Genomic DNA, 20479 nt, shown 5'->3' on the forward strand with positions numbered 1-20479 from the left:
TCCGCACACACTCCGATTGTGCTGGAGTATTAACGAAAAAAGGCGCTCTACCCCGTATTCGTGGGGCTGAGCGCCTTTTTGCATTAGAGCATCAATGCAGCTAGAGGCATTGAATGGCATGGATTGGCGTACGGTTTGCCCCATTTCTGCCCCAAGCCATGGAGCAAGATGAAACGTTTGTGCAGGGCCTTCCAAGCACACCACGATTCACCAGGTCAGATCACTGAGCCTCGAACTTCAATGCCAGCAGATTCCAGTTGCGTTGATCGGCGTCCTGACCAGATTGGTATTGAATGTTGCAGATGTACCAATTGCGTATCTGGGCACCAAATGCGTTTTGCGCATCTACGTAGGATCGAACCAGGTACTTCTGTTCCCCCAGATGCTTTGATCCACCTGCTGCCTTGTCAAATGGGAAGTCCGCACTTTTCGGCGACTTGAGCGAGTTCTCAACGTAGTTACTGCAAATAATCGCGGCCATGATTGACCGATCTTTATTTTTCTCTGTCTTGACCTTCTCAGCCTCCTTCTCGGCATTTTCGGCAGCCTCCTGCTGGTCCGCCAACTGCTTGGCTTCAGCACGGGCCTGAACCTGCTCAGGGGTAGGCTTGGGCATAAATACGCCTGCGAAAATTGTGAACAAAACCAAACCTGCTATAGCACCCACAAGGTTCGCCGCCACCAATCCCATTTTTTTCCTTCGACGTACAACCAGTATCCAGGTGCCAACCCAAAGCGCGAATGCTACTACCGAAACAATTCCTTCCACTTCAACTACTCCTTTTCAAAGTGGCAAAATGCTACCTCATTAGAGATCACAGCAGGAAGGATCAAAACAGCCCCCCAAGATCTGCCGGCACCCAATTCATAATCACTAACTCGCCCGTCACTTCTGCCCTGCCCTGGCGTTGATTCGCAGTGGTATAGCGGATATCCACAGTTTCGAAGTGAAAGCCCTCAAACACGCGCCGGATGTCCGGGTGGTCGTTGATGCTGACCATCACCTTGCCCTTGCAGCGCCGCATGAATTCGGCTATGCGCTCGTAGTTATCGAAAGGAAAGTCGACGCCGTAGCCGGCGGTCTGCCAATACGGCGGGTCCATATAGTGGAACGTGTGCACTCGATCATAACGCTCGGCACAGTCCTGCCAAGACAGGTTCTCGACATACGTACCAGCGAGGCGCTGCCAAGCTGCAGAAAGGTTCTCCTCGATGCGCAGCAGGTTGATGGACGGCGCAGTGGTGGCGGTACCGAACGTCTGCCCAGTGACCTTGCCGCCGAAGGCGTGCTGCTGCAGGTAGAAGAACCGCGCCGCGCGCTGGATGTCGGTCAGCGTCTCGGGGCGGGTCATCTTCTGCCACTCGAAGATCTGCCGGGAGCTGAGCGCCCATTTGAACTGGCGGACGAACTCTTCCAGGTGGTTCTGCACCACCCGGTAGAGTGTCACCAGGTCGCCACTGAGATCGTTCAGCACCTCCACCGGTGCGGGCTGGGGACGCATGAAGAACAGCGCGGCGCCACCAGCAAAAACTTCGACGTAGCATTCATGGGGGGGAAAGAGTGGGATCAAGCGGTCGGCCAGGCGGCGTTTGCCGCCCATCCAGGGGATGATTGGAGATGTCATTGGTAGCAAGTCTTTACTGTATGGATAAACAGGTGATAGGCTCGCCGCGCTCTGTGCACGGAGCAGGAGCCTAGGCTGGACTTGCAGGAAGGGTCTGCGGGTCTGGCGGGCCAGAGGATGTTGACGCATCCTCTTGGCCCGCTTCTTTCATTTCACTGCGCGATCTCGCGCACGTAGGCTTGACAGGCTCTGAGGGCGATCAGTCCTTGGTCGCCGGCATCGGTGATGCTGATAATTCGTCGAGCATGCGCTGGGTCAAGTTTGGCTCGCGTGACTCCATGAACCACACTGCCGGCGCCGGTGGCGGCTCGCATCCCACTGTCACAACCCGTGGAGGCGTCGAGTAAGACTGACAACCGCAGATCAGCAGCGGCCAGGCGGTCACGCAGGCGAGCCTGAGCTTGTTGCGCATCGTTTAATTCCTTGTAGTGGGTTTGATCGTTCACCTTCAGGCGATCTTCCAGCTCACGCCGATGGGTTTGCTGCAAGTCCAACTGCTCAAGCGCTGCGACCGCCGCAACTTCTCGGTCGAGCCTATGAGCCGCGCCCTGCTCAGCCAGCCGCCTGGCATAGGCGTTGCCCTGCCACTGCCAAGCAGCCCAAGCGCCCAGTACGACCCCGACCAGCAGGGCCAAGGCCGTCACACGGATATGGAGCGCTTTCACTGCAGCACCTTCAAGGCGCGCTCATAAAGCACTTCCCGGTCTGCCAAGCCATTGATGCCGCCATTGATGCGCCTGGTGATCAGTACGAAGGCCCCTTTGTCGGCGAGCTTGTTCAACTCGGCTCGATGCCAGTACCAACCTGCAGACATACAGGCATACACAGGGTGCTCAAGCAGCTCCGGCGTCTCAAGCAATCGGCTGTCGCCGAACAAAGCCTCACTGCAGGCTTCGTAGTTCGCCCTGCCGGTAACCTGAATCAGCCCCCTGCCCCGGTACTTTTGCCCGTCACCATCGGCCTCTGGTGTATTGCCCAGCGCCTTGGCCAGCTTCCCCGTGTCGTACCTGGAAAGGTAGTCATTGCTGCCCAGCTCGCGGACATAGCGCAACTGGCCGGACTCATGGCCGATCTGCGCGATGAAGGCCGCTACACGCAGGCGGGTTACGATGGCGTACTTGCCCATGGCCGCATTCAGGGCAGGTACAAAAACGCCGGCTTTAGCGCCGGCGTTGGGGAGAATCTGCTGCAACTGTCTCTCGGTGATAGCCATCCCGAATCATCCTCATGCGTAGACGTTGTATTACGCCGGCCAAACAGCCGGCAAGAAAAAGCCCCGTCAGTGCGGGGCTTTACAGGGTCATGTCATCCAGCCAGGGCGGCGGTGCCGGTCGGTGTTCGACGGCAGGGAACGCACTGGACTGTGGCCAGTCGCGCAGGGCCTGGCGGTACTGCAGCAGCTCGGCGAACTGCGAGGCCTGCAGCGTTGTGATCAGTTGCATGTCTTGCTCATCGCGATGACGGCCTACCAGCCACTCAGTCGGATTGATTGCACTGTCGCGCCATGACCGCTCCAGGGCGGCCATGTCTTCACCGGGGGCCGGCTCAAAGCTGCCGTCAACATAACGATCACCGGGCACCGCGCCATCGCAAGCCACCCACACAAGCGATGGATGGAATCGCCCAGCCGGATCAATGCCAGTGATTTCGACCACCGTGTCGTTTTCGATTCGTGCCCACATAGCCATCACCATTCGATTTTCCCAATGCCATCGGCACCCTTACCCGAGCTAGATACAGCACCGCCACCGCCAGATCCAGGCGCTACCGCTGGGTTTGCACTATCGGCAGAAACCGAGCCGCCTCCCCAGTACGACGCGCCCCCGTCACCGCCGGCACGATTGAGCGGCGTGAAACCGGCAAGCAGGTTGCCACTCCGACCACCGTCAATATTGATGTCACCGCCGACGCCACTGCCGGGCGGTCCTCCCACACCGTTTGATAGCCCTCCACCCCCGCCGGTAGCTGAGAAAATATCGCCGAATGACGTTGTGCCACCTTCGTATCCAGAACCATTACTTGTCGACCGGGAAAGGCCGCCCTCGCCGATTGTGAGCGTGATACTCGACAGCCCTGCAAGTGATAGCCGCTTGATAGCTGTACCGCCCGCACTACCGCCAGCGCCAGAGGCGGTGGATGATCGAGCACCGCTACCGCCCCCCCCCGGTCAGCGTTATTTTTGGAATGCGACGACCTGCCCGCAGAACTGGCGGGACAGTGAACGGATACACACCAGGCGCGCTGTAAGGAATCAGCCCGGACTCGATACTTGGCGGGAGTTGCGCCTGGCCTACACACCACCACTTGCCTGCGCCGTCACTGCGCAGGCTCAGAAAGTCCCCGCAAAACAGCAGCTCAGTCCAGGCTTGACCGGTGGGCGCTGCTGAGGTGTCCAGCAGAATCTTGTCCGTGCCGGCGGCGGTGATGGTCAACGCATTGGCGGCCAGATCAGTACGACGCAGAACGATATCCATCACGCCCAGGGCGGCAGAAGGCAGCGTAAAGGTACGTGCGCCGGCGCTGGCATCGAGCAGCACCAGGCCCCGATGGGTGCTGGTCAATACCTTGTCGGTGTTGAAGCTGAACACGCCCGGGAGGGAGGCCTTCTGTTCCAGCAGGGCATCCACCTGCAGAATCGTGTACGCGTCGGTGATGCCATGCCCCGCCAGCGATGCCGGGTTGGTACCGCCGATCACTCGGCCCTGCTCGTCCACCGTAACCTTTCCATACGCGCCGGGCGCAACGATCTTGCCGCGTACCGCGATAAACACCAGGGGCGTGGTCCCCAGGGTCGGCACGTCCGTATTACTCAACTGCCAGGCCGACAGCGCATTGGCGGTGCCGGCCTGCACCGGGACCACGTGTCCCGGGGTGCACTCAAAGCTTTCGTTGGCATCCTGGGCGCGCACCCACGCGCCGGCGGCGACGGTGTAAATCCAGTTCTGCGCCGCGTTCGCCTGATCTTTCACCAGCACCCGGTCGCCGGCCGTTACGATAACGCCGTCGATTGTCTGCAGGCCGCTCAGGGCAATAGGGCCCGTGGTCGCGCAGCGCACCGAACGCTTGTAGTCCGATGCGCTGATCGACGTGACGGCCTGCAGCAGCTGGGCCACGTTCGATTCGTCGGGCACAAGACCGGCGCCCTTGATCACGTTCAGCATTTCTTGCGTGATCGAATCACCCCAGGCTGCCGGAATCAGTGAGCCGATTTGCCCGGTAACCGGGTTCTCGTCGACAAAGTGCCCATCGACAAGGCCGATGTTTGGCACGCTCTTTGGATAGTCCATCCCTACTCCCCATACTTGATAAATTCGACGGCATGCGCTGGTGCAGCGCGCCGCAATACACATTCCAGTGCGCCGCTCGGGTTGCCCCCGAACTGCTCGCCGAAGTACGTCGCGCCAAAGCGGCGACCCAGGCGGCGCCGAGGGCCCGTGTCGAGCGTCCACATAAACTGCGCGACCCAGGTGCCGAAGTGCGCCGCACCGAAACGTGCGCGGCCAAAGCGCGGCGCCCGGTGCTCGATCACGCGGGCATGCGGGTAGCCCTGCCCGATGGCCAGTTCGACGAAGTACGCCGGCGACTGCCCGCCCACCTCGACCAGGCGCCGGCGCACGGCCAACTGTCGGTCCTCAAACTTGGGCGAGTCGCCCAAGCAGGGATCAGGCAAGTCCATGACCCGCTCCCAGTCCGGTACCAGCTCGCGCACCGTTGCCGGGTCAGCCTCCGCCAGCAGGTCGGCGGCGCGCAGATCCTCCCGGGCCAGCACGGCGGCCGCTTCCTGCAGCAGCTCATCAAGCCCCGGGTTACGCTCAAGATCCCAGGCCGGGCCGGGGGGCAGCAGAAGCCGCAACTGGCTGTGATAGTTCGCGGCCGTTCTTATCGCCACAGCACACCCCCATAGGTCAGCAACTGGTTGGGCTCGGCCGAGACGTTGCCCAGCGGGCTGATTACCTGATGATCGCGCTCACCCGTGGCACCGCTGATGGCTTCGCCGATATGCGTGGCCAGCATCTCAGCGCCCAGGGCCGACTCGCGGTTGTGCAGATCGACCAGCGCCGCCTCCACCGCACGACGCACGGCACTGCTGTCGGGGCTGACCTTCAGTTCGTACTGCACCGGCTTCTCCAGGGGTGGCAGCACGTACACCTCGGCCGTTACCGGCCGCTCCTTGTCGATGTACGCCTTGACCCCAGCGCAGGCCTCGGCGCTGGGAATCGGGTCAATGTCGTTGTCACGCATGAAGAACACGCCCACCGTGCCGGGGCCCATCCAGTGCCGCACAACCCAGGCCCGCGTCACGCCGGCCACCTCAAGCGCCCAGGTTTCGTAATCGGCCGCGCTGCCGCCATGCGGGATCACGCGGTAGGAACGAATAACCCGGGCCCGCAGCGCTTCGATACTTTCTTCATCCACGCCACCCTGCAGGCCGGGGGCATCGATCTTGACCAGCTCATTGACCCCCAGGGCGGGCACGACCAGGCGCGCCATCGTCCCGGCCGGCGTGTTGCCCATCGGCCCCTTGTCCAGTGCCTCAAGCTTCACCGTGCCACTGTCACCGGTCAGGGTGGCCGTGGTGGTCACGCGCAGTTGCACGCCGTCGTCACGCTGCAGCAACGTGCCGGCATCGAGCACGGCTGACGGCGCGCCGGTATACGTCCCGGTACCGGTGGCGGCCACCGCTTCCAGTCGGCCACGCTTGAGGCGCGCCCGAGCCATGCGCAGCAGGGTTTCCTCATCGGCCGTGTCCGGCAGAATCTGGTCGGCGATATACAGTTGATGCCCATAGCGCCCGAAGGAAGCGGCGCCCAGCACCCTGGCCAGCACCTCGGCATCGGAGCGGATCAGCGCGCTGGAACCAGCAAGGTTCGATTGTTCGCGGCTGATCAGCTCGGGCAGGCTTGGGGTTTTAAACGGCATTGATCACCTGCCAAATATCATCTAGTTCAACATCGATCGTGCGGCCGTTTCGCAACGTCAGCACCACCCCCAGCTCCAGCCGGTTCACCCCGCGCGCGGTCGTTACCGTAACGCCGGTGACGCGGCCGTCGTCGAGCATCCAGCTCAGTGACTCCCGAGCGAACGCCTCGGCATCACGCACCGCCTCGGCATCCAGCTTGCGCCGGCGCAGCAACCACAGGCGCGACCCGATACGGTCATTCGCCGCACTGGGGAAACTGTCGCCCCACCAGCCATAGCGCTGGTCATCATCCAGGCGATCATCAGGGCCGGCCCGGCGCCAGGTCAGCAGACTGATTACTGCCGCCCGCCGCCAGGCACGGGTGCTGTCGTCGTCCTCCAGCAACGCCACCTCAGCCACCCGCCACGGGTTTCTTGTCCGACCCTTCGTGAACGTGCAGCATCGTGCTGAAACCGCCGGCCACCTGATCGCCGGCCGACTCGATGCGGCCGGTGGTGGTGATCAACGGCGTATCGAACGCGACGGCCGTGTCAGCGGTGATACGCAGGGTCGCGGTCTTGATCTCGATTTCCCGGCCGCGCTTGAAGTGCAGGTAGTCGCCTTCATCGGTGTGCAGGGCAACCTCGCCCGGTTTGAGCCCCTGCAGGCGAAAACGCCGGTCGGCCACTACCAGCACGACGCCGTGGGAGCGGTCACCGCCGACGAACACCGCCACAGCCTCAGCCCCTGGGTGCGGGTTGGACGTGAACCCGTACGGTTCGAAGTGCTCCATGTTGTCTTTTGTTTCGCCGGCGGTCAGGCGCATCTGCAGCGCCTGCATCTTGCCGTCAGGGTTTACCAGGGCAAGCTCGCCCCGGGCCACGGTGTTGTTGCTCGGTTTCATGTGCCTGGCTTCCAGTCAGCGGGAATGAGGTATTCGAAGTTGTCGGCCTTGCCGCCCTTCTTGAGCTTGCGCGTGCTATGCGGATCCTTCGGTTCGGGTTCGAACGCATCCGGCGGCGCCACGGTGATGTTCGCCACCGTGCCGCCGTCGTCGAGGCTGTATTCGATTTCGCTGATCAGCATGTCCCGGTCGATGCCGATCCAGCCGTCGACCACGCGCACGATCATGTTCGGCAGCCACAGCGCGCCGTTGGACTGCCGCCAGCCCTGCACCTTGTAGTTCAAGGTCAACGCCTTGCCCATGCGGCTGCCGCGCTCCCAGTTGGCCCGCGCGGCGGCCAGGTCGGGAGTCATCTGCCCGCTTTCATGAATCTGCAGGACGCGCTTTCGCCGAGCCCGCGGATCGCTGACAGCGGCCTTGACCTCGGAGGCCTTGGCCCCGTAGCTGTCGTCAGTGCCGGAGCGCTGGCCGGTGACCTTGTAGTCAGAGAACACCCCGGAAAAGTCCAGGGATGCATCACCGGTCAGGATGTTCTGCCCCAGCACCAGGCTGTCGACCGCTCGGCCAGCACTCCCCGGCCGTATGATCACCAGCCGCCCCCGCGTGTCGTCAGTCGACAGCAACCGCGAAAGGGTCAATAGGCGGTCGATGGATTCAAATACCGTTTCCCCCGGCTCGACGCTGTGCTCAGTCAGTTTCGAGGTTTCCGCCGCCTGGCTCAGCACCTTGATGCCGTAGGGTTCGGCCAGCGCCTGCACGATCTTCTGCACGCTCTGCTGCTTCCACTGGCCGGGCTCATTGATCACTGAACAGTCGATCAAGTCGGCGGTGAGCGAACGCCCCTGAATCGAGCGGTTGACCTGTTTGCTGTCGTAGCTGACCGGTGTGCCGAATATCCAGCCCGTCAGCACCAGGTCGTCGCCGATCTTGACTGTGCAGTAGTCACCCTGCCGCACCGGGACTTCCTCGCCCTGATCCGGCCAGCGCCACGTCACGTCGAGGTTGAAGTCTCGGGCCTGTCGCTCGATGCCGGCGCTGATGCTGACTTTCTTCCAGCCACCGTAACTCATGCCATTCACGGTCAACGTGACGGCGTTTTGTTTGTCCATGGGTTTACTCCTGGGCGACGTACAGCGTCCCGGCCGGCAGGAAGCCCGGGTGCACCGCTTTGTTACGCGTAACGATTTCGCCGGCGCGGGTGGCATCGGCGAAACACTGGTAAGCCAGCACGACGGCCGGCAGGCTTTCGTTGCGCTCGACGGCCACAAGACGCACGCCGGCGCCGGCAACGGCCGACAGGTGCGCCCTGGTGCTTTTGCGCACCGCCTCCAGCGCTTCGAAGTGATCGTGGGGGGCAGAGAGCGCCGCCGACCACAGGGCCGCGCTGATCGCATCACGCAAGGCGAGAACGTCTGCAGACACAGGAACGTCCGGCCGATCAATCGGCGCGGCTACCTGCTGCGACAGTACGGGCACCCCCGGCAGCGCCGCCGGCGCCGATACCACCGGCATCGAGGCCGCCACTCGTACGGCCTGCACAATCAGGGCATCGCGCACCAGCTCGCGGGCGGCCTTGACCACAGCCACGGTTGCGGCGCCACCGGCAACGCTGTCGGCAGCACCATCGCTTGCGGCCGTCAGGCCTTGGGCAGCTTCGATTTTGCTGGTGATGCCCCGGGACGCGGCGGCGAAGCTTGTGAAGCCTTCGTCGTCGCGCTCAAGGCGTGCCACGGTGCGGGCAAACTCCGGGTCGACTTCTACCGCAGAGCCGACCGTAGAACTGCCAGAGGGCGCCCAGCGGTAGCCCGACGAACGATTACCACCGCCGATGCTCGCGAACTGCGCCCGGATCATCGCGGCGAAGTTACCCGGGGCGTTGATCAGCATGTCGGCTAACGCCTCGACCGACGATACCAGGCCCGTCACCTGGGCAATTTCCTGCTGGATGGCCATCTGCACACCGGCTATGCCGTTCTGCAGCGCAGTAACCGCCAAGCGGGCCTTGTTGACCATCGCCATTGCCGCCTTGTAGCGCGCTATCGCCGAGTCCAGCAGGCCCTCGGAGTCTTCCTCAACCTGCTGTGCCTCATCGGGCACACCGACCGGGTAGCCCTTCTCGCCGGCTTCGACGAACTCCAGCTGAAAGCGCACCAGGCCACCGGCCCGGCGCTCGTGCGATACCTCGCAGCCTTCTCCTGCAGTAACGTTCATGCGCCCGAACCACGGATGCACCAGCTCACCCGCCCCGGGCTGGTCCAGGGCGTTCAGCAGGTTGTCACGCTGGAACAGACAATCGTCACCGATCACGAACGCGGACATTTTTACCGTCCGCGTCTTGGCGCCCATGTCTTCCACCAGCGGCTTGTCCCGCTGGGGATATTCATGCAACTGGGTGCGCCGCCCGACCGGGGTTGAATCATCATCGACAAAGAACGGCACCCCGCGAAAGGATGCCGGGTGCCGCTTCTCCCGCCACGTGTCCACCATTACGAAGCCCTCCCTAACGAGCGGTAACCCACATTGGGCGTCATCGCCAGCCCAGGCTGGTTGGTCTGCCCAGGATCAGCGCGCATGCCCGGCGGGGCGTTTTCGAAACGCACAGTCATGTCGCCCTGCACTTCGGTACGCTGCCGGGCGGCGGTCTGCTGCACCAGGCTGCCGGCAGGTACGCTGCCCGACCCCGGCAATGAGCCCGCCAGCCGCTGCGGGCCCTGCAGGCTGGGTTGCTGCAGCAGTGACTGATTACCCGGCGCGCGCAGCAGGTTGGCCACCTTCGTCGCTTCCGGCATTAGCTCGGGCGCATGGGCTATCGGCTTGACCAGAGCGCCCGGAGTGGGCTTGCCTTCCGCGTTCCGGGCTTTCTGCTCTTCGGTCCAGGCGTTGACTTTATCCGTCGCGCCTTTGATCACCCCGTCACCGTCCGAACTGAACCCGAGAAATTTCATCATCGGTTCAATGATCGGCTTGAGCTTGTCCCACAAACCTTTGAAGAAACCCGTGATCGGCTCCCAATGCTTGAGGATCAGACCCAGCGGCGACCAGTCAAACAGAGTCTTGAGGAAGCCCATGAACGGCACCGACAGGGCTTCAATCAACCCCCACACTGCGCCAAAGAACTCGGTGAGCGGCCCCCAGTTCGCCACGATCATGCCGAGCGGGGTCCAGGCAAAGGCCGCTTTCATCCAGCCCCATACCGCCATCGCAGGGCCCTTCACCAGGTCCCACACCTTTGCGAAGTACGGCCCCACGGTCGACCAGTTACCGATGAGCAGACCAGCCGCCAAGGCAATGCCGCGCACGACCAGGCCAATCGGGCTCATGCTGGCTACCGTGCTCATCAGCGTGAGCGCACCGGTTGCTGCGGCCGTGGCCAAGCGCAACACAGTAAAGCCCACTGCGGCGCCAAGAATCCCCTTGATCAGCCAAGGGTGCGCCCCGGCCAGTTCGGTCACGTTGCTGATGATCGGCCCCACCGTGGCCATGAAGTCGTTGAACGGCGGCAGCAGCGCCGTACCGACCGTGATGCCCAGGCGGGTTACCCGGTTCTGCAGTAGCTGCAGGCCGTTTTCCGTGGTCGCCGCCCGGGCCGTGTACTCGTCTTGCATTGAGCCGGCAAAGTCGCCCTCCTTGCCGACCGACCTGAAATTCTTCTGCAGCGTGTCCAGGTTGGTCAGCAGCGGCGCGATAGCTCCTACCGATTCCTTGCCGAACAAACTAGTCAGAACTGCAGCCTGTTTGGCCTTGTCGACCTTGGCCAGCGTCTTGAGCACGCGGGTCATGGTCCCTTCGCTGTCGGTCTGCATGCCCTGGGCGATTTCGTTCGCGTCCAGACGCAACGCCTTGTAGGCCTCGCGCTGCGACTTCGTGGCCGCGTTGCCGGCGGTCATCGTGAGCATGAAGTTCTTGATGCCCGTGGCCGCCACGTCCTGGGCGATACCCACCCCAGCCAGCGCCGATCCCATCGCCGCCAGTTGCCCGGCGTTGACCCCCGCCACCTCGCCCAGCGGGCCGATGGCGGTCACGATGGCCGAGATTTGCGCTGTGCTGGCCGCACCGGTGTTGCCCAAGTAGTTGATCTTGTCGGCCAGGGTGACCACTTCGTCCTGATTCATGTGGAACGCGGTGCGCCACTTGGCCATCATTTCCCCGGACTGCGCGGCGGTCTGGTCGAACGCCACGCCCATCTTTACCGCGTCTTCGGCGAACTTGTTCAGTTCCTCCCGGGCAATGCCCGACTGCCCACCGGCCGCCACGATTTGCGCGATGCCGTCCGCCGCCATCGGCAGGCGCTCAGACAGGTCGAGCACGTCATTACTCATCACCTTGAACTGCTCGGGCGATTCGAAATTCACGACCTTTTTCACGTCGGCCATGGCGCTTTCAAACTTCATCGCCGCCTGCACGCCCATGACAAAGGGGGCCGCCATGGCGCCCCCCTGCACTGCATCCATGAACGTAATTTTGCCGAGCCCTGAGCTGTTCAACTGCTTACGCAGAATCGCCGCGTTCTTGCGTACCCCGCTCATCACTGGTGACAACCTGTCAACACCAGTGATCAGGGCTTTGAGCTGGAACTTATCCGCCATTGCCGCCCCCTGCTTGCCGGTTGATCCGGTGCGCGTTCTGCTCGCTCTCAAGCAGAACGTCCAGCCGCCAGGCCTTTACCTGCTCCGGATCAACTTTCCAGAACCAGGCCAGGTCATAGGCCAGCTCGATCAGCTCGCCGACTTCGGCGAAGCGGCAGCCATGAAAAAACCGGCAATCATCCAGGCCAGACTGTTCAGGTCGGCCAGGTCCAGCTGATCAACCGAGCCCGCCGGGATGGCGGCACACACGCCGATGTACTTGGCCGCGACATCGAGGTCGAGGGTGACCGCCTCTTCCTTGTCGATCTTGTACGGCAGCGCCTTGATCGCTCGGCAGTCCTGCACGGTAGGCCGGCGAATCTCCAGCTCAAGCAGGGTTTCGCCATGGGCCTTGATGGGTGCCTTCAATACGTGGGTAGTGGTGCTCATTACTGCCAGTCTCCTGAGATGCCTTCGAAATTGAGTGAAACCTTGCCGTCGTCGGCGGTGACATTCACATCGTCCACCGCGTACGCGCCCGACAGCACGTAGCTCGTGCCGTCCTTGAATTCGGCCGTGATGGTCATGTTCGTGCCATCGACTACCTTGGCCATCGGAAAGCCAGGGGTTTTCACTGCGTCGAGCTTGATGAAGGGTGGCCGGTCTTCTTCCTTGTAGTAGCCCGTCACGATGGTTTCGCGCTTGACCTTGGAAAGCGGCACCTCGACACCGCCACTGATGACCAACTGCTGGCCGTCGACCTTGATGTAGCAAGTGCCTGCGACTTTCTGACCCATGAAAAGGGCTCCCATAAAAAGGCCCGCTCAAGGCGGGCCGGGGTGTAGTGATGCGGGTTACGCCGCGTCTGGGTACTGCAAGCGGAACTGGTAGAGCAGCGCGAACACGCGCAACTGGTTGACCAGATCCGGCGGGAACAACACGTTGAGGCGATTCGGGTTGTTCGGGTCGCGCTCCACGATCAGGTGCGCCTTGAACAGCTCGACGTTCTCGACGATGCCGTCACGCTCCAGCTCGCGGTAGGCCGCGATCAGCTCGCCACGGATCACCAGCGGGGTGACGATGGCCTGGCCAGCGCCGAAGTTGGTACCGTCGTTGGCCAGCTTGCTGCGCCCGTACTTGCTTGTAATGCGGCTTTGCAGGTAGCGGATCACATGCGCAGACTGGTGCAGCGTCTCGCTGTCCAGATAGGAATCATCCTGTTGGCCATAGGCGTTACGCTGGTACGTCGTGATAGCCCGCTGAATGCGGTACAAACCGCCTTCGTAGTACGCCGTGGCAATGCCGCTGGTGAGCAGTGATTGCCGCTCGTCGAGCATGAAGCGGGAGCCTGCCGGCGCCGGCGCAATCGTCGGCATGGTACCGGTCTGGGTAGGCCGAGCCGGGTCCGCGCTGATGAACACCGCCGTGCGCGCCGCAAACTGCGCCGCGACTTCCCACACAGGCTGCGGCAAGCCGCGCTCAAAACCGTGCACGGTCATGTGCGGGTCATTGCGCAAACGCCCCGCCGCAACCAGCTGGCCCAGCGTCCCGCGCTTGGCGCTGTACACATGGCCATAGAGCTGCTTTGACCAGGCCCAGCGGCCACCGCTGTCATTCATGGTGGTCTGCCAGGCGTCGAGCGTGGCCGTGTCGCTCCAGGGCTGACAAATGAACTCAAACGGCTCATCACCCAGGGCGGCCAGCGCCTCTGTCATTTCCGGCGAACCCACGCCGCCGCCCATGACCCCAACCGCGAGCGTCAGCCCGGCCGGGGTCAGCTCATTGTTGACTGCGCCCAGTCGGTTCAGCTCGATGCGGATATCGTTGCCCAGGTCGCCCAGAAACTTGGCCTTGAGCGTGACCGCACCGGCAGCGGCCTGCGCCGTTACAGGCAGGTCGGTCGCCGTGTTGACGCTGGCCGCCACCGCCGTAGCCACGGCCTCGGCCGACATGGATGCGCTGACCGTGGTCCGCACGCGCTGGCCCGCCACGTACAGGTTGATCAGGCCCGGCGCCGACGCGCTGCCCGCCACCGTAACGGTGCCGGTCGCAGCCGTGCCTTCGGTGACTTTCAGTGGCAGACACCAGATTTCACCGGCAGCGTCGACCGCGCGAAACTGCTTGTGCATTGCGGCAAGCATTGAGCCTGCGCCGCCGATGGCCATCGCATCGGAGGTGCGCGACACCAGCACCAGGCGGCCGATATCGGCGCTATCGGCGTCGTCGTTGACCTGGCCAACGATCAGCCTGGCCAGCGTACTGCCGCCACTGTTGGCCTGCGAATTGTCGACCTCGGCGTAAAACAGCGGTACGCGGATATCCAAAGGAATGTTGCCGAAACTTACGCTCATACCTTGGATCCTCGGGCGGCTTTGCGTTCAACGAGCACGGCATCACCATCCTGCAGGCGGCGCTGCCAGTACACGCTGTGCTCTACGGTGTCGCCCTTCTCGGGCAGGATCTTGCCGGGCTGGTCCGGCAACGGGCACTCACGCCCCGGGGCCGGCTTCAGGTGTAGGGTCTTCATTGGGGGAAGTCCTTGCGGGTTGAAAATTCGATCCGGCCGTCAGGGCCGGTCGGGGTGACGTTCTTGTCGACAAGGGGGTCGATGAAGTCGAGATCCACGTTCAGCCCCTCCAAGGCGGGCAGGCCGTCAACCTCGCGCTCGTACCAGGTCTCCGGCGGATCACCGGCGCTACCGCGTCCCAACTGGAACTCGGCACTGAAGCTGTAGCGGTACACAACCCGGGCCCGATTGATGAAGATCAACGCGCCACCGCCATAGGTAATCGGGTCGTACTCGGGCTCAGGCTTCCAGCCAACCAACGCCCGCCAGATGTCGGCACGCAAAACGTGCAGATCGTGCGCGGCCTCCTGGCCGCGCTCATCTGTGGTATCGAGCACGACTATCACGTCGAAGCCATCTGAAATGACCTGGCGGACGCCCGTCACCAAGTCGTTGGGTTCCGCCTCATCATCGGAAGCAATGACGTAGGCTGACGGGTGCGCGAGATTGGAACTGGTCGCGACTGCATCCCAGTCGATCCCTGCCGTAATCCTTTCAGAGAAGGCCGGACAATGGGCACGCAGATGCGCAACGATCACATTAAGTCTCATCGTGGTTATCCGTTTAGACAGATGAAAGAAGGGCTGAGGCAAACGCAGCAGACAGCAGGCGCTGCACTTGGGCCTTTGAGTCCTGCAGGGCGTCAGTCATGTAGTTTTCACGGGGCGTGATACGCCATCCACCTGCTGCCCGATCAGCCAGCGCTCGCGCTCGGACCCCATTTGCCCGCCGGTTTGATTTGCCTCGCCCCTGCCCCGGGGCGAGCTTGCCGAGTCGCTTGCCCTGCTTAACCCCGTAATGCAGGTAAGCCGGGTAGTACGCCTTCATCGCACTGGTCTTGGCCGGAGCGACCCTGACCAAAAAACCGGAACGTGAAAGTTTGGCCTTGATTGCATCAACGGTTGCACCGGTTCGGCTTGTCGGATAACCGTCCTGGCCGCCACCGAGGGCAAGGTTCATCTGGGCTTTCTGGACAACCAGGCGCCCCGCCTTGCGCATGGCGGCACGAATCTTTCGACGATCAAACGCCAGGTCATCGAAGCGCTCAAAACCTTCGATATGCAGGTAGCCATCGAGCGAAACACTGTTAGCCATAAACGGATCCTCCCGCCTTTACCAACCCCAACAGCTCGACCTCAAGCACAGTGAAGCGATGCGTACCGTTCAGATCGCCAACGCGGCGCACGCGGTACAGCGCGGAACCGTGCACCACTTCGCAATCGTCCGTGACGCCCTCAAGGAATCGCAGGGTGATTCGGTGAGTGACCTTCGCATCGAGTTGCACGCTCGCGCTGTAGACGGCGGCCCCCACCGAGACAATGCTGGCCCAGCGGCGCTTTTCATCCGTGAACACCGAATCGAGACCATAGTCTCTTGCAGGTTTATCTGAGCGCAGACGCACGGTGATGCGCCGGTTCAGCTCGCCGGTAGACGGCTCTCTCATCGCCATGGCTAAAACCTCGGGGGCACGCTGACCTCAGCCAGCAGATGATCCAGAAAGGTCGACGGCAGCTCAGTAAGCGCCTGCCCCACAACGAGCATGCCGCGATGGGTATAGGCCGTTTCGGCTGCCATCAACAGCCAACTGCGAACACCGGGATAAGCATCAAGATCAACCCCAGCCCGGTACCGGATGCGCAGCGGGCCGTCAGGCCGACCATCAGGGAAGATCAGATAGCTCTCGCGCCCGCCCTGGTGAACCTGAACGGGGCCGGTGTACAGCTCAATCGCACCGGTGGCAGCCAGCAGGTGCACCGATTCGATCTCGGTGGCCTGCCCCACATCCAGCGCATGGCCCGAAGGAAACTGGCTGGGCCAGCCCTCTTCGTACAAGGCGCCACGGATAGCGGCGCCCGTCTTTGACTCGGCTTGCGCTGTCACACCAGGGATGATGATCAGGTCGATTAGCTCGGGCTGCAGATCTTCGGGTTCAAGCCGGCACTGAAATGCCACCTGGTCCAACGTCAGCACGGGCGCCCCCGTGTAAGCGATGCGGCGCGCCATGATCAGGGCTTCTCATCGTCGTCATCCACGTCACTGTCGTCAGCATCCGGATTCGGTAGCGGCCCAACCAACGGGCCGGGCTGGGCAGGACCTTTGCCCGCCGGGGGCGTCTTAGCCTTCCCGCCCCCCGACTTGCCCGACTTTTTACCTTCGTACAGCTGAGCACGGCCACCATCTACCAGCGACTGGGCCAGATCCTCTTCGAAGCCAGCCACTTCGCCTTTGCCATAACCGCGCCAAGACCCGGTGAACTCAACAATTACCTGTGCCATAACGTTCCATCCAGTTGAGTGGCCCCGGACCATCCGAGGCCAGGGATTACATGCCTGCGCCCCATTTCACGGCGACCGCTACCACGATGCTCTCGACGTGACGCGGGCCGAAGTCGTGCTTTGCGATCACGCGCAGCAGCGTCTGATCGCGCTGAAAAGCACTGACCAGATCGCCGTTGGAGTCCTTGTAGGAAGCCTCATTGCTGAAGCTCAGGGTCAAGTCCATGTCTTCGCCGATCATGCAATCCGCGAAGTTGACGAAGTAGATTTCGGTCTCGTTGCCGTCGGCGCCCAGGTTCACGGGGATCTGGTTGCTCAGACCCACCGGGTAGCCCTTGAGCATGCCGGTATCAATCTCCGCATAGGCCCGGTTACCGTTGCCATCGCGCAACGATTGCAGCCAGCGCAGTACACGCGGCGCCATCAACCAGCCGCACGACTTCATCATCACGTTCGCCGTTTCCAGTCGCAGCATCATGCCGCCCAGGAACAGATCGATCTTTTCCAGAGTCAAGCCATCCACAGCCGGGGCCGGCAGGATGTTGTAAGGCAGCGCCCAGTGACGCATGCCTTTGGGCAGCGAGCCGGAACCGTCGGCGCGAATGAAGTGCAGATCCTCTGACAAGCCCATGCTGACCGTCAGGTCGTTGAGCACCAACCCATCAATACGCGGGTTAACCCCGCTCATGGCCAGCAGATCGTTGGAGATCGGCACGATGGCGGCGGCCTTCTTCGCCGACAGCTTGGTGTCACTGAACGTCATCCCGGTGATCGGGATATCACTGTCGCTGCCGATGTACGTCACCACGGTGTTGCCGGTGATACGCGGCTGGGTCAGGTTGCCATTGTTCAGCGGCAGGCTGGTAACGCCCATCTTGCGGACAATGGATACCGGTCGCAGCGACTCGATTACGTCGGTGGCGAAGTTCTGCGGCACCAGAACACCACCAGCACCTGGGGTCACGACGCTCAGCGCCATGTGGACATCTGCCGGAAAACCGCCCTCTTTGGCCATCTGGGCAGCCGTCTGCTGGTTGCCCTGGGCAGCGGCCAGCAGGCGCGCCATCTGCGCCATGCCGGTACCAGGTTTGGATTTTTCGCTGAAGGGGCCAGAGATGCTGCCGGCGGGTGGACTGTTGTTGCCTTGGGCAGTCTCGCTCACCGGTACGGCACCAGCCGCGGCTAAACGCTCAGCCGATTCCGCGCGGCTGATCTTGGCAGTCAGCTCGTTGATCTGGGTTTCCAGCGTGGTGAACTGACTCAACTGTTCGGCACTCAGGCTACCGCCGCCCGCTTCGATCTGGGCAAGCGCCTGGACCTGGGCAACCAGTTGAGCGCGGTCGTTACGCATTTGAAGTACAAGGGACATGGTGCCTCCTGGGCATAAAAAAACCCGCACTGGGCGGGTCGACTGCTACCGCGAAAGCGGTCAAATAAGGGTTTGCATACTCAGCGCTGCAGCGCGCAGGCCGATGCGGCCGGGCTGCCTCGTTGCGCGGTTCAGCGCAACAGCGCGCGAGAGTTCGTCGACTGCATGCTGTGGACTCTGCAGGCGGTCGGCCAAGCCGACGTTGATCGCTGTCTGACCTCGATAAAGGCCAGCCTCGGTGGCAATGACCTGCTGTACTGAAAGGCCGCGATAGTCGGCCACTGCGCTTACAAACATCTGATAGCTCTCCTGCACCAGCTCGTTCAGGAAGCGCAGCGATTGTTCGGTCAGTGGCTCATGTGGCGACAGGTCGTTTTTGTGCGCCCCGGCGAACACCGTGGTCACCTTGACCCCTTTGTCTTCCTGCATCTTGGAGCGGTCCATATGGCTCGCAATCACCCCGATGGACCCGACACCGCTGGTCTGGCTGACAACCAGCTCGCTGCAGGCAGAACCGAGCAGGTAGCCGCCGCTGTAGGCCATGAAGTTGACCAGCCCGGTGATAGGCTTCTGCTGAGTCATTGCCCGAATGTCGGCGGCCAGTTCGAAGGCGCCTACCGCTGAGCCACCGGGACTGTCGATGTCGAGCACGATGCGCTCCACCGTCGGGTCAGCCACAGCGCGCTGCAGTTGGCTCCGCAGCCCTTCGTAACTGGTCATCGTCTCGCACATGCTCAGGTGGCTACCCCGGCTGACCAGCACCCCGCTCACCGGCACAATCTCAATGCCGGTCTGGGCAATCGCCGTGCGGCGCTGTTCATCTGCCAGCGCCACGCGATCAATCGGGTCGTCTTTCCACAGCTCGGCCGCACCACCGCCGAGGTTGACGATGTTCAGGCTCATCGCCTGGTTGGCCCAGCGCATGCCCAGGTCGAGCATGTCCGGGGTCACCAGCAGGGGTTGATTGAACAGCAGGCTGGATGCCCGCAGGTACGTTCGACTCATTGGGCCAGCATCCTTTCGATTTCGGCGTGCTGCAGCTCCAGCTGCGCCCGCACTTGTGGATTGTTGAGGTCGGGCGGCGTTTTGCCGGCATCGACCATGTTCAGCGGCTGCAGGTAGATATCACCACCAGGCACGGGCGGCATGTTCTCGAGCCGGCGAATATCGTTGACGCTCAACCAGCCCCACTGGCGCCCGATGGCGTAGGCCTCATACCGACTTTTCTGGTCACCGCGCAGCAACCCGGAAAGGTTGAACTCGATGAAGTATTCACGCCGATCCGATGGCAACAGGAAGTCGCGCATCATGGCCTGCTCATGCCGCTTGACCCACGGCAGCAACGCGAAGATCACGAACTGGATCATCAGTTGCTCAAGCGTGTTGTAGTTGGACTTCTCCAGGTCGTTGACCATCGGCAGGGGGATCTTGTAGATCCGGGCAATGTCGGTACCCGTTAACTTGAGGATGCCCACAATCTCGGCATCGACGTTGCTCATGGATACCGGCTTGAATGTCATGCCCTCCTGCAGCAGCGCGACCTTCTTGGCGTTGTCCATGCCGCCGAACTTCTGGCCCCATTGATCGACGATCTTGTCGATGCTGCCCTGATCCTTGATGGCCGGTGCTTCCCGGGGGCGTTCGATCACACCGGACACCGCGACACCGTTGGCGAAGCTTTTGCCGGTGTACTGGCGCACGGCTTGAGCCAACCCGACCGCATCCGCGTGCAGCTCAATCGGCGACAACCCCACGTAGGGATTGGTACCGAACCAGCGGACGTGGTGAACCATGCGCATTGGCACCACATCACCGCCGGCAATACGGTAGCAAGGCAACATGTCGGCGCCTTTGAGCACCTGCACCTGGTCGTTGTGCAACGCCCACAGCGCTGTGATGTTGCCGTCATCCCGTCGGTCGATGAAGCTGAACGAGTTGCCACGCAACCCGGCGGCGCCTTGTTGCCGCTCACGAAACTCGAAAGGCGTCTGGAAGCCATTGGGCGCGTAGCGCAGCACGTCATACGCCGGATGGTTGATCGCCGGTTCGCGCTGCCCCTTGTCCTGCCGCCGATACAGCTCCAGCGGCAGTTGGGCCACCGTCTCGGCCAACAGGGTCAGGCAGTTCTGCAGGATGGGCAGGCCAAGCGCGCTTTCCGGGGTCACTGGCGCGCCCGACGAGCTGCGACCACGGCCGATCAACCCGCGCCAAAAGCCGCTGTCCGGGTTGGTGAGGGTGCCCGCGCCAGAAGCACGGACGCTGGAAAAGAACATG

Annotated in this window: 25 protein-coding genes; all 25 read right to left on the minus strand. The window is 62.4% G+C overall.

Annotation, left to right across the window (positions count from 1 at the left end; translation table 11 throughout):
* Window positions 1-220: 220 nt before the first annotated feature.
* The 25 genes from KUO17_RS09930 to KUO17_RS10050 all read right to left on the minus strand — a co-directional run bounded on the left by KUO17_RS09930 (window position 221) and on the right by KUO17_RS10050 (window position 20478).
* Window positions 221-769 (minus strand): hypothetical protein, encoded by a 549-nt coding sequence (locus KUO17_RS09930; protein WP_217975387.1) that lies wholly within the window; start codon window positions 767-769, stop codon window positions 221-223.
* Between the two features lie 61 nt (window positions 770-830).
* A complete protein-coding gene (locus KUO17_RS09935) occupies window positions 831-1625 on the minus strand; it encodes a DNA adenine methylase (RefSeq protein WP_217975389.1) in 795 nt (264 codons plus the stop codon).
* 152 nt (window positions 1626-1777) lie between these two features.
* The gene (locus tag KUO17_RS09940) at window positions 1778-2290 is read right to left on the minus strand and encodes a lysis system i-spanin subunit Rz (RefSeq protein WP_217975391.1); all 513 of its coding nucleotides are present in this window, start codon (window positions 2288-2290) and stop codon (window positions 1778-1780) included.
* Window positions 2287-2838, minus strand: coding sequence for a glycoside hydrolase family 19 protein (locus KUO17_RS09945; RefSeq protein WP_217975393.1), 552 nt, complete (start codon window positions 2836-2838; stop codon window positions 2287-2289). The genes KUO17_RS09940 and KUO17_RS09945 overlap by 4 nt, the downstream gene beginning before the upstream one ends.
* Before the next feature lie 79 nt (window positions 2839-2917).
* Window positions 2918-3307, minus strand: a complete 390-nt coding sequence (locus KUO17_RS09950) for a phage tail assembly chaperone (RefSeq protein WP_255263511.1) — start codon at window positions 3305-3307, stop codon at window positions 2918-2920.
* Window positions 3308-3775: 468 nt separating this feature from the next.
* Window positions 3776-4912 carry a hypothetical protein gene (locus tag KUO17_RS09955; protein ID WP_217975397.1) on the minus strand — a complete coding sequence of 379 codons (1137 nt, stop codon included), beginning with the start codon at window positions 4910-4912 and terminating at the stop codon, window positions 3776-3778.
* Window positions 4913-4914: 2 nt separating this feature from the next.
* Window positions 4915-5514: a YmfQ family protein gene (locus tag KUO17_RS09960; RefSeq protein ID WP_217975399.1), complete on the minus strand. Its 600-nt coding sequence runs from the start codon at window positions 5512-5514 to the stop codon at window positions 4915-4917.
* Window positions 5505-6545: a baseplate J/gp47 family protein gene (locus KUO17_RS09965; protein WP_217975401.1), complete on the minus strand. Its 1041-nt coding sequence runs from the start codon at window positions 6543-6545 to the stop codon at window positions 5505-5507. Before KUO17_RS09965 ends, KUO17_RS09960 begins: the two co-directional genes overlap by 10 nt.
* Window positions 6535-6930, minus strand: a complete 396-nt coding sequence (locus KUO17_RS09970) for a phage GP46 family protein (RefSeq protein WP_217975433.1) — start codon at window positions 6928-6930, stop codon at window positions 6535-6537. The genes KUO17_RS09965 and KUO17_RS09970 overlap by 11 nt, the downstream gene beginning before the upstream one ends.
* A 7-nt stretch (window positions 6931-6937) precedes the next feature.
* Window positions 6938-7429 carry a phage baseplate assembly protein V gene (locus KUO17_RS09975; protein WP_217975403.1) on the minus strand — a complete coding sequence of 164 codons (492 nt, stop codon included), beginning with the start codon at window positions 7427-7429 and terminating at the stop codon, window positions 6938-6940.
* Complete coding sequence (locus tag KUO17_RS09980) at window positions 7426-8538, minus strand: phage baseplate assembly protein (protein WP_217975405.1); 1113 nt, start codon at window positions 8536-8538, stop codon at window positions 7426-7428. The genes KUO17_RS09975 and KUO17_RS09980 overlap by 4 nt, the downstream gene beginning before the upstream one ends.
* 4 nt (window positions 8539-8542) lie before the next feature.
* The gene (locus tag KUO17_RS09985; RefSeq protein WP_217975407.1) at window positions 8543-9916 is read right to left on the minus strand and encodes a DNA circularization protein; all 1374 of its coding nucleotides are present in this window, start codon (window positions 9914-9916) and stop codon (window positions 8543-8545) included.
* Window positions 9916-12015 carry a phage tail tape measure protein gene (locus KUO17_RS09990; protein WP_217975408.1) on the minus strand — a complete coding sequence of 700 codons (2100 nt, stop codon included), beginning with the start codon at window positions 12013-12015 and terminating at the stop codon, window positions 9916-9918. The genes KUO17_RS09985 and KUO17_RS09990 overlap by 1 nt, the downstream gene beginning before the upstream one ends.
* 129 nt (window positions 12016-12144) lie before the next feature.
* Window positions 12145-12444: a phage tail assembly protein gene (locus KUO17_RS09995; RefSeq protein ID WP_217975409.1), complete on the minus strand. Its 300-nt coding sequence runs from the start codon at window positions 12442-12444 to the stop codon at window positions 12145-12147.
* Window positions 12444-12791, minus strand: a complete 348-nt coding sequence (locus KUO17_RS10000; protein WP_217975410.1) for a phage tail tube protein — start codon at window positions 12789-12791, stop codon at window positions 12444-12446. The genes KUO17_RS09995 and KUO17_RS10000 overlap by 1 nt, the downstream gene beginning before the upstream one ends.
* A 57-nt stretch (window positions 12792-12848) precedes the next feature.
* Window positions 12849-14345 carry a phage tail sheath subtilisin-like domain-containing protein gene (locus KUO17_RS10005; RefSeq protein ID WP_217975411.1) on the minus strand — a complete coding sequence of 499 codons (1497 nt, stop codon included), beginning with the start codon at window positions 14343-14345 and terminating at the stop codon, window positions 12849-12851.
* Window positions 14342-14521, minus strand: a complete 180-nt coding sequence (locus KUO17_RS10010; RefSeq protein WP_217975412.1) for a DUF2635 domain-containing protein — start codon at window positions 14519-14521, stop codon at window positions 14342-14344. The genes KUO17_RS10005 and KUO17_RS10010 overlap by 4 nt, the downstream gene beginning before the upstream one ends.
* Window positions 14518-15111, minus strand: a complete 594-nt coding sequence (locus tag KUO17_RS10015) for a phage tail terminator protein (RefSeq protein ID WP_217975413.1) — start codon at window positions 15109-15111, stop codon at window positions 14518-14520. The genes KUO17_RS10010 and KUO17_RS10015 overlap by 4 nt, the downstream gene beginning before the upstream one ends.
* A 13-nt stretch (window positions 15112-15124) precedes the next feature.
* Window positions 15125-15655 (minus strand): hypothetical protein, encoded by a 531-nt coding sequence (locus KUO17_RS10020; RefSeq protein ID WP_217975414.1) that lies wholly within the window; start codon window positions 15653-15655, stop codon window positions 15125-15127.
* Window positions 15648-16010: a phage head closure protein gene (locus KUO17_RS10025; protein WP_217975415.1), complete on the minus strand. Its 363-nt coding sequence runs from the start codon at window positions 16008-16010 to the stop codon at window positions 15648-15650. Before KUO17_RS10025 ends, KUO17_RS10020 begins: the two co-directional genes overlap by 8 nt.
* 2 nt (window positions 16011-16012) lie before the next feature.
* The gene (locus KUO17_RS10030; protein ID WP_217975416.1) at window positions 16013-16564 is read right to left on the minus strand and encodes a hypothetical protein; all 552 of its coding nucleotides are present in this window, start codon (window positions 16562-16564) and stop codon (window positions 16013-16015) included.
* Window positions 16565-16566: 2 nt separating this feature from the next.
* Window positions 16567-16836: a hypothetical protein gene (locus KUO17_RS10035; RefSeq protein ID WP_217975417.1), complete on the minus strand. Its 270-nt coding sequence runs from the start codon at window positions 16834-16836 to the stop codon at window positions 16567-16569.
* Between the two features lie 46 nt (window positions 16837-16882).
* A complete protein-coding gene (locus KUO17_RS10040) occupies window positions 16883-18205 on the minus strand; it encodes a phage major capsid protein (protein ID WP_217975418.1) in 1323 nt (440 codons plus the stop codon).
* Window positions 18206-18265: 60 nt separating this feature from the next.
* A complete protein-coding gene (locus KUO17_RS10045) occupies window positions 18266-19210 on the minus strand; it encodes a S49 family peptidase (protein ID WP_217975419.1) in 945 nt (314 codons plus the stop codon).
* On the minus strand, window positions 19207-20478 hold the full coding sequence (locus tag KUO17_RS10050) for a phage portal protein (protein WP_217975420.1): 1272 nt from the start codon (window positions 20476-20478) through the stop codon (window positions 19207-19209). The genes KUO17_RS10045 and KUO17_RS10050 overlap by 4 nt, the downstream gene beginning before the upstream one ends.
* Between the last annotated feature and the right edge of the window lies 1 nt (window position 20479).

It is taken from the genome of Pseudomonas aegrilactucae, assembly GCF_019168305.1.
GTDB classification, from domain to species: domain Bacteria; phylum Pseudomonadota; class Gammaproteobacteria; order Pseudomonadales; family Pseudomonadaceae; genus Aquipseudomonas; species Aquipseudomonas aegrilactucae.

Coding starts and splice junctions, on each gene's coding strand:
- KUO17_RS10025 (WP_217975415.1), bottom strand. CDS start 16,010: ATGGCGATGAGAGAGCCGTCTACCGGCGAGCTGAACCGGCGCATCACC.
- KUO17_RS10035 (WP_217975417.1), bottom strand. CDS start 16,836: ATGGCACAGGTAATTGTTGAGTTCACCGGGTCTTGGCGCGGTTATGGC.
- KUO17_RS09945 (WP_217975393.1), bottom strand. CDS start 2,838: ATGGCTATCACCGAGAGACAGTTGCAGCAGATTCTCCCCAACGCCGGC.
- KUO17_RS10040 (WP_217975418.1), bottom strand. CDS start 18,205: ATGTCCCTTGTACTTCAAATGCGTAACGACCGCGCTCAACTGGTTGCC.
- KUO17_RS09990 (WP_217975408.1), bottom strand. CDS start 12,015: ATGGCGGATAAGTTCCAGCTCAAAGCCCTGATCACTGGTGTTGACAGG.
- KUO17_RS10015 (WP_217975413.1), bottom strand. CDS start 15,111: ATGAGACTTAATGTGATCGTTGCGCATCTGCGTGCCCATTGTCCGGCC.
- KUO17_RS10050 (WP_217975420.1), bottom strand. CDS start 20,478: ATGTTCTTTTCCAGCGTCCGTGCTTCTGGCGCGGGCACCCTCACCAAC.
- KUO17_RS09965 (WP_217975401.1), bottom strand. CDS start 6,545: ATGCCGTTTAAAACCCCAAGCCTGCCCGAGCTGATCAGCCGCGAACAA.
- KUO17_RS10000 (WP_217975410.1), bottom strand. CDS start 12,791: ATGGGTCAGAAAGTCGCAGGCACTTGCTACATCAAGGTCGACGGCCAG.
- KUO17_RS09980 (WP_217975405.1), bottom strand. CDS start 8,538: ATGGACAAACAAAACGCCGTCACGTTGACCGTGAATGGCATGAGTTAC.
- KUO17_RS09955 (WP_217975397.1), bottom strand. CDS start 4,912: ATGGACTATCCAAAGAGCGTGCCAAACATCGGCCTTGTCGATGGGCAC.
- KUO17_RS09950 (WP_255263511.1), bottom strand. CDS start 3,307: ATGTGGGCACGAATCGAAAACGACACGGTGGTCGAAATCACTGGCATT.
- KUO17_RS09985 (WP_217975407.1), bottom strand. CDS start 9,916: ATGGTGGACACGTGGCGGGAGAAGCGGCACCCGGCATCCTTTCGCGGG.
- KUO17_RS10010 (WP_217975412.1), bottom strand. CDS start 14,521: ATGAAGACCCTACACCTGAAGCCGGCCCCGGGGCGTGAGTGCCCGTTG.
- KUO17_RS10005 (WP_217975411.1), bottom strand. CDS start 14,345: ATGAGCGTAAGTTTCGGCAACATTCCTTTGGATATCCGCGTACCGCTG.
- KUO17_RS09935 (WP_217975389.1), bottom strand. CDS start 1,625: ATGACATCTCCAATCATCCCCTGGATGGGCGGCAAACGCCGCCTGGCC.
- KUO17_RS10030 (WP_217975416.1), bottom strand. CDS start 16,564: ATGGCGCGCCGCATCGCTTACACGGGGGCGCCCGTGCTGACGTTGGAC.
- KUO17_RS09995 (WP_217975409.1), bottom strand. CDS start 12,444: ATGAGCACCACTACCCACGTATTGAAGGCACCCATCAAGGCCCATGGC.
- KUO17_RS09975 (WP_217975403.1), bottom strand. CDS start 7,429: ATGAAACCGAGCAACAACACCGTGGCCCGGGGCGAGCTTGCCCTGGTA.
- KUO17_RS10045 (WP_217975419.1), bottom strand. CDS start 19,210: ATGAGTCGAACGTACCTGCGGGCATCCAGCCTGCTGTTCAATCAACCC.
- KUO17_RS10020 (WP_217975414.1), bottom strand. CDS start 15,655: ATGGCTAACAGTGTTTCGCTCGATGGCTACCTGCATATCGAAGGTTTT.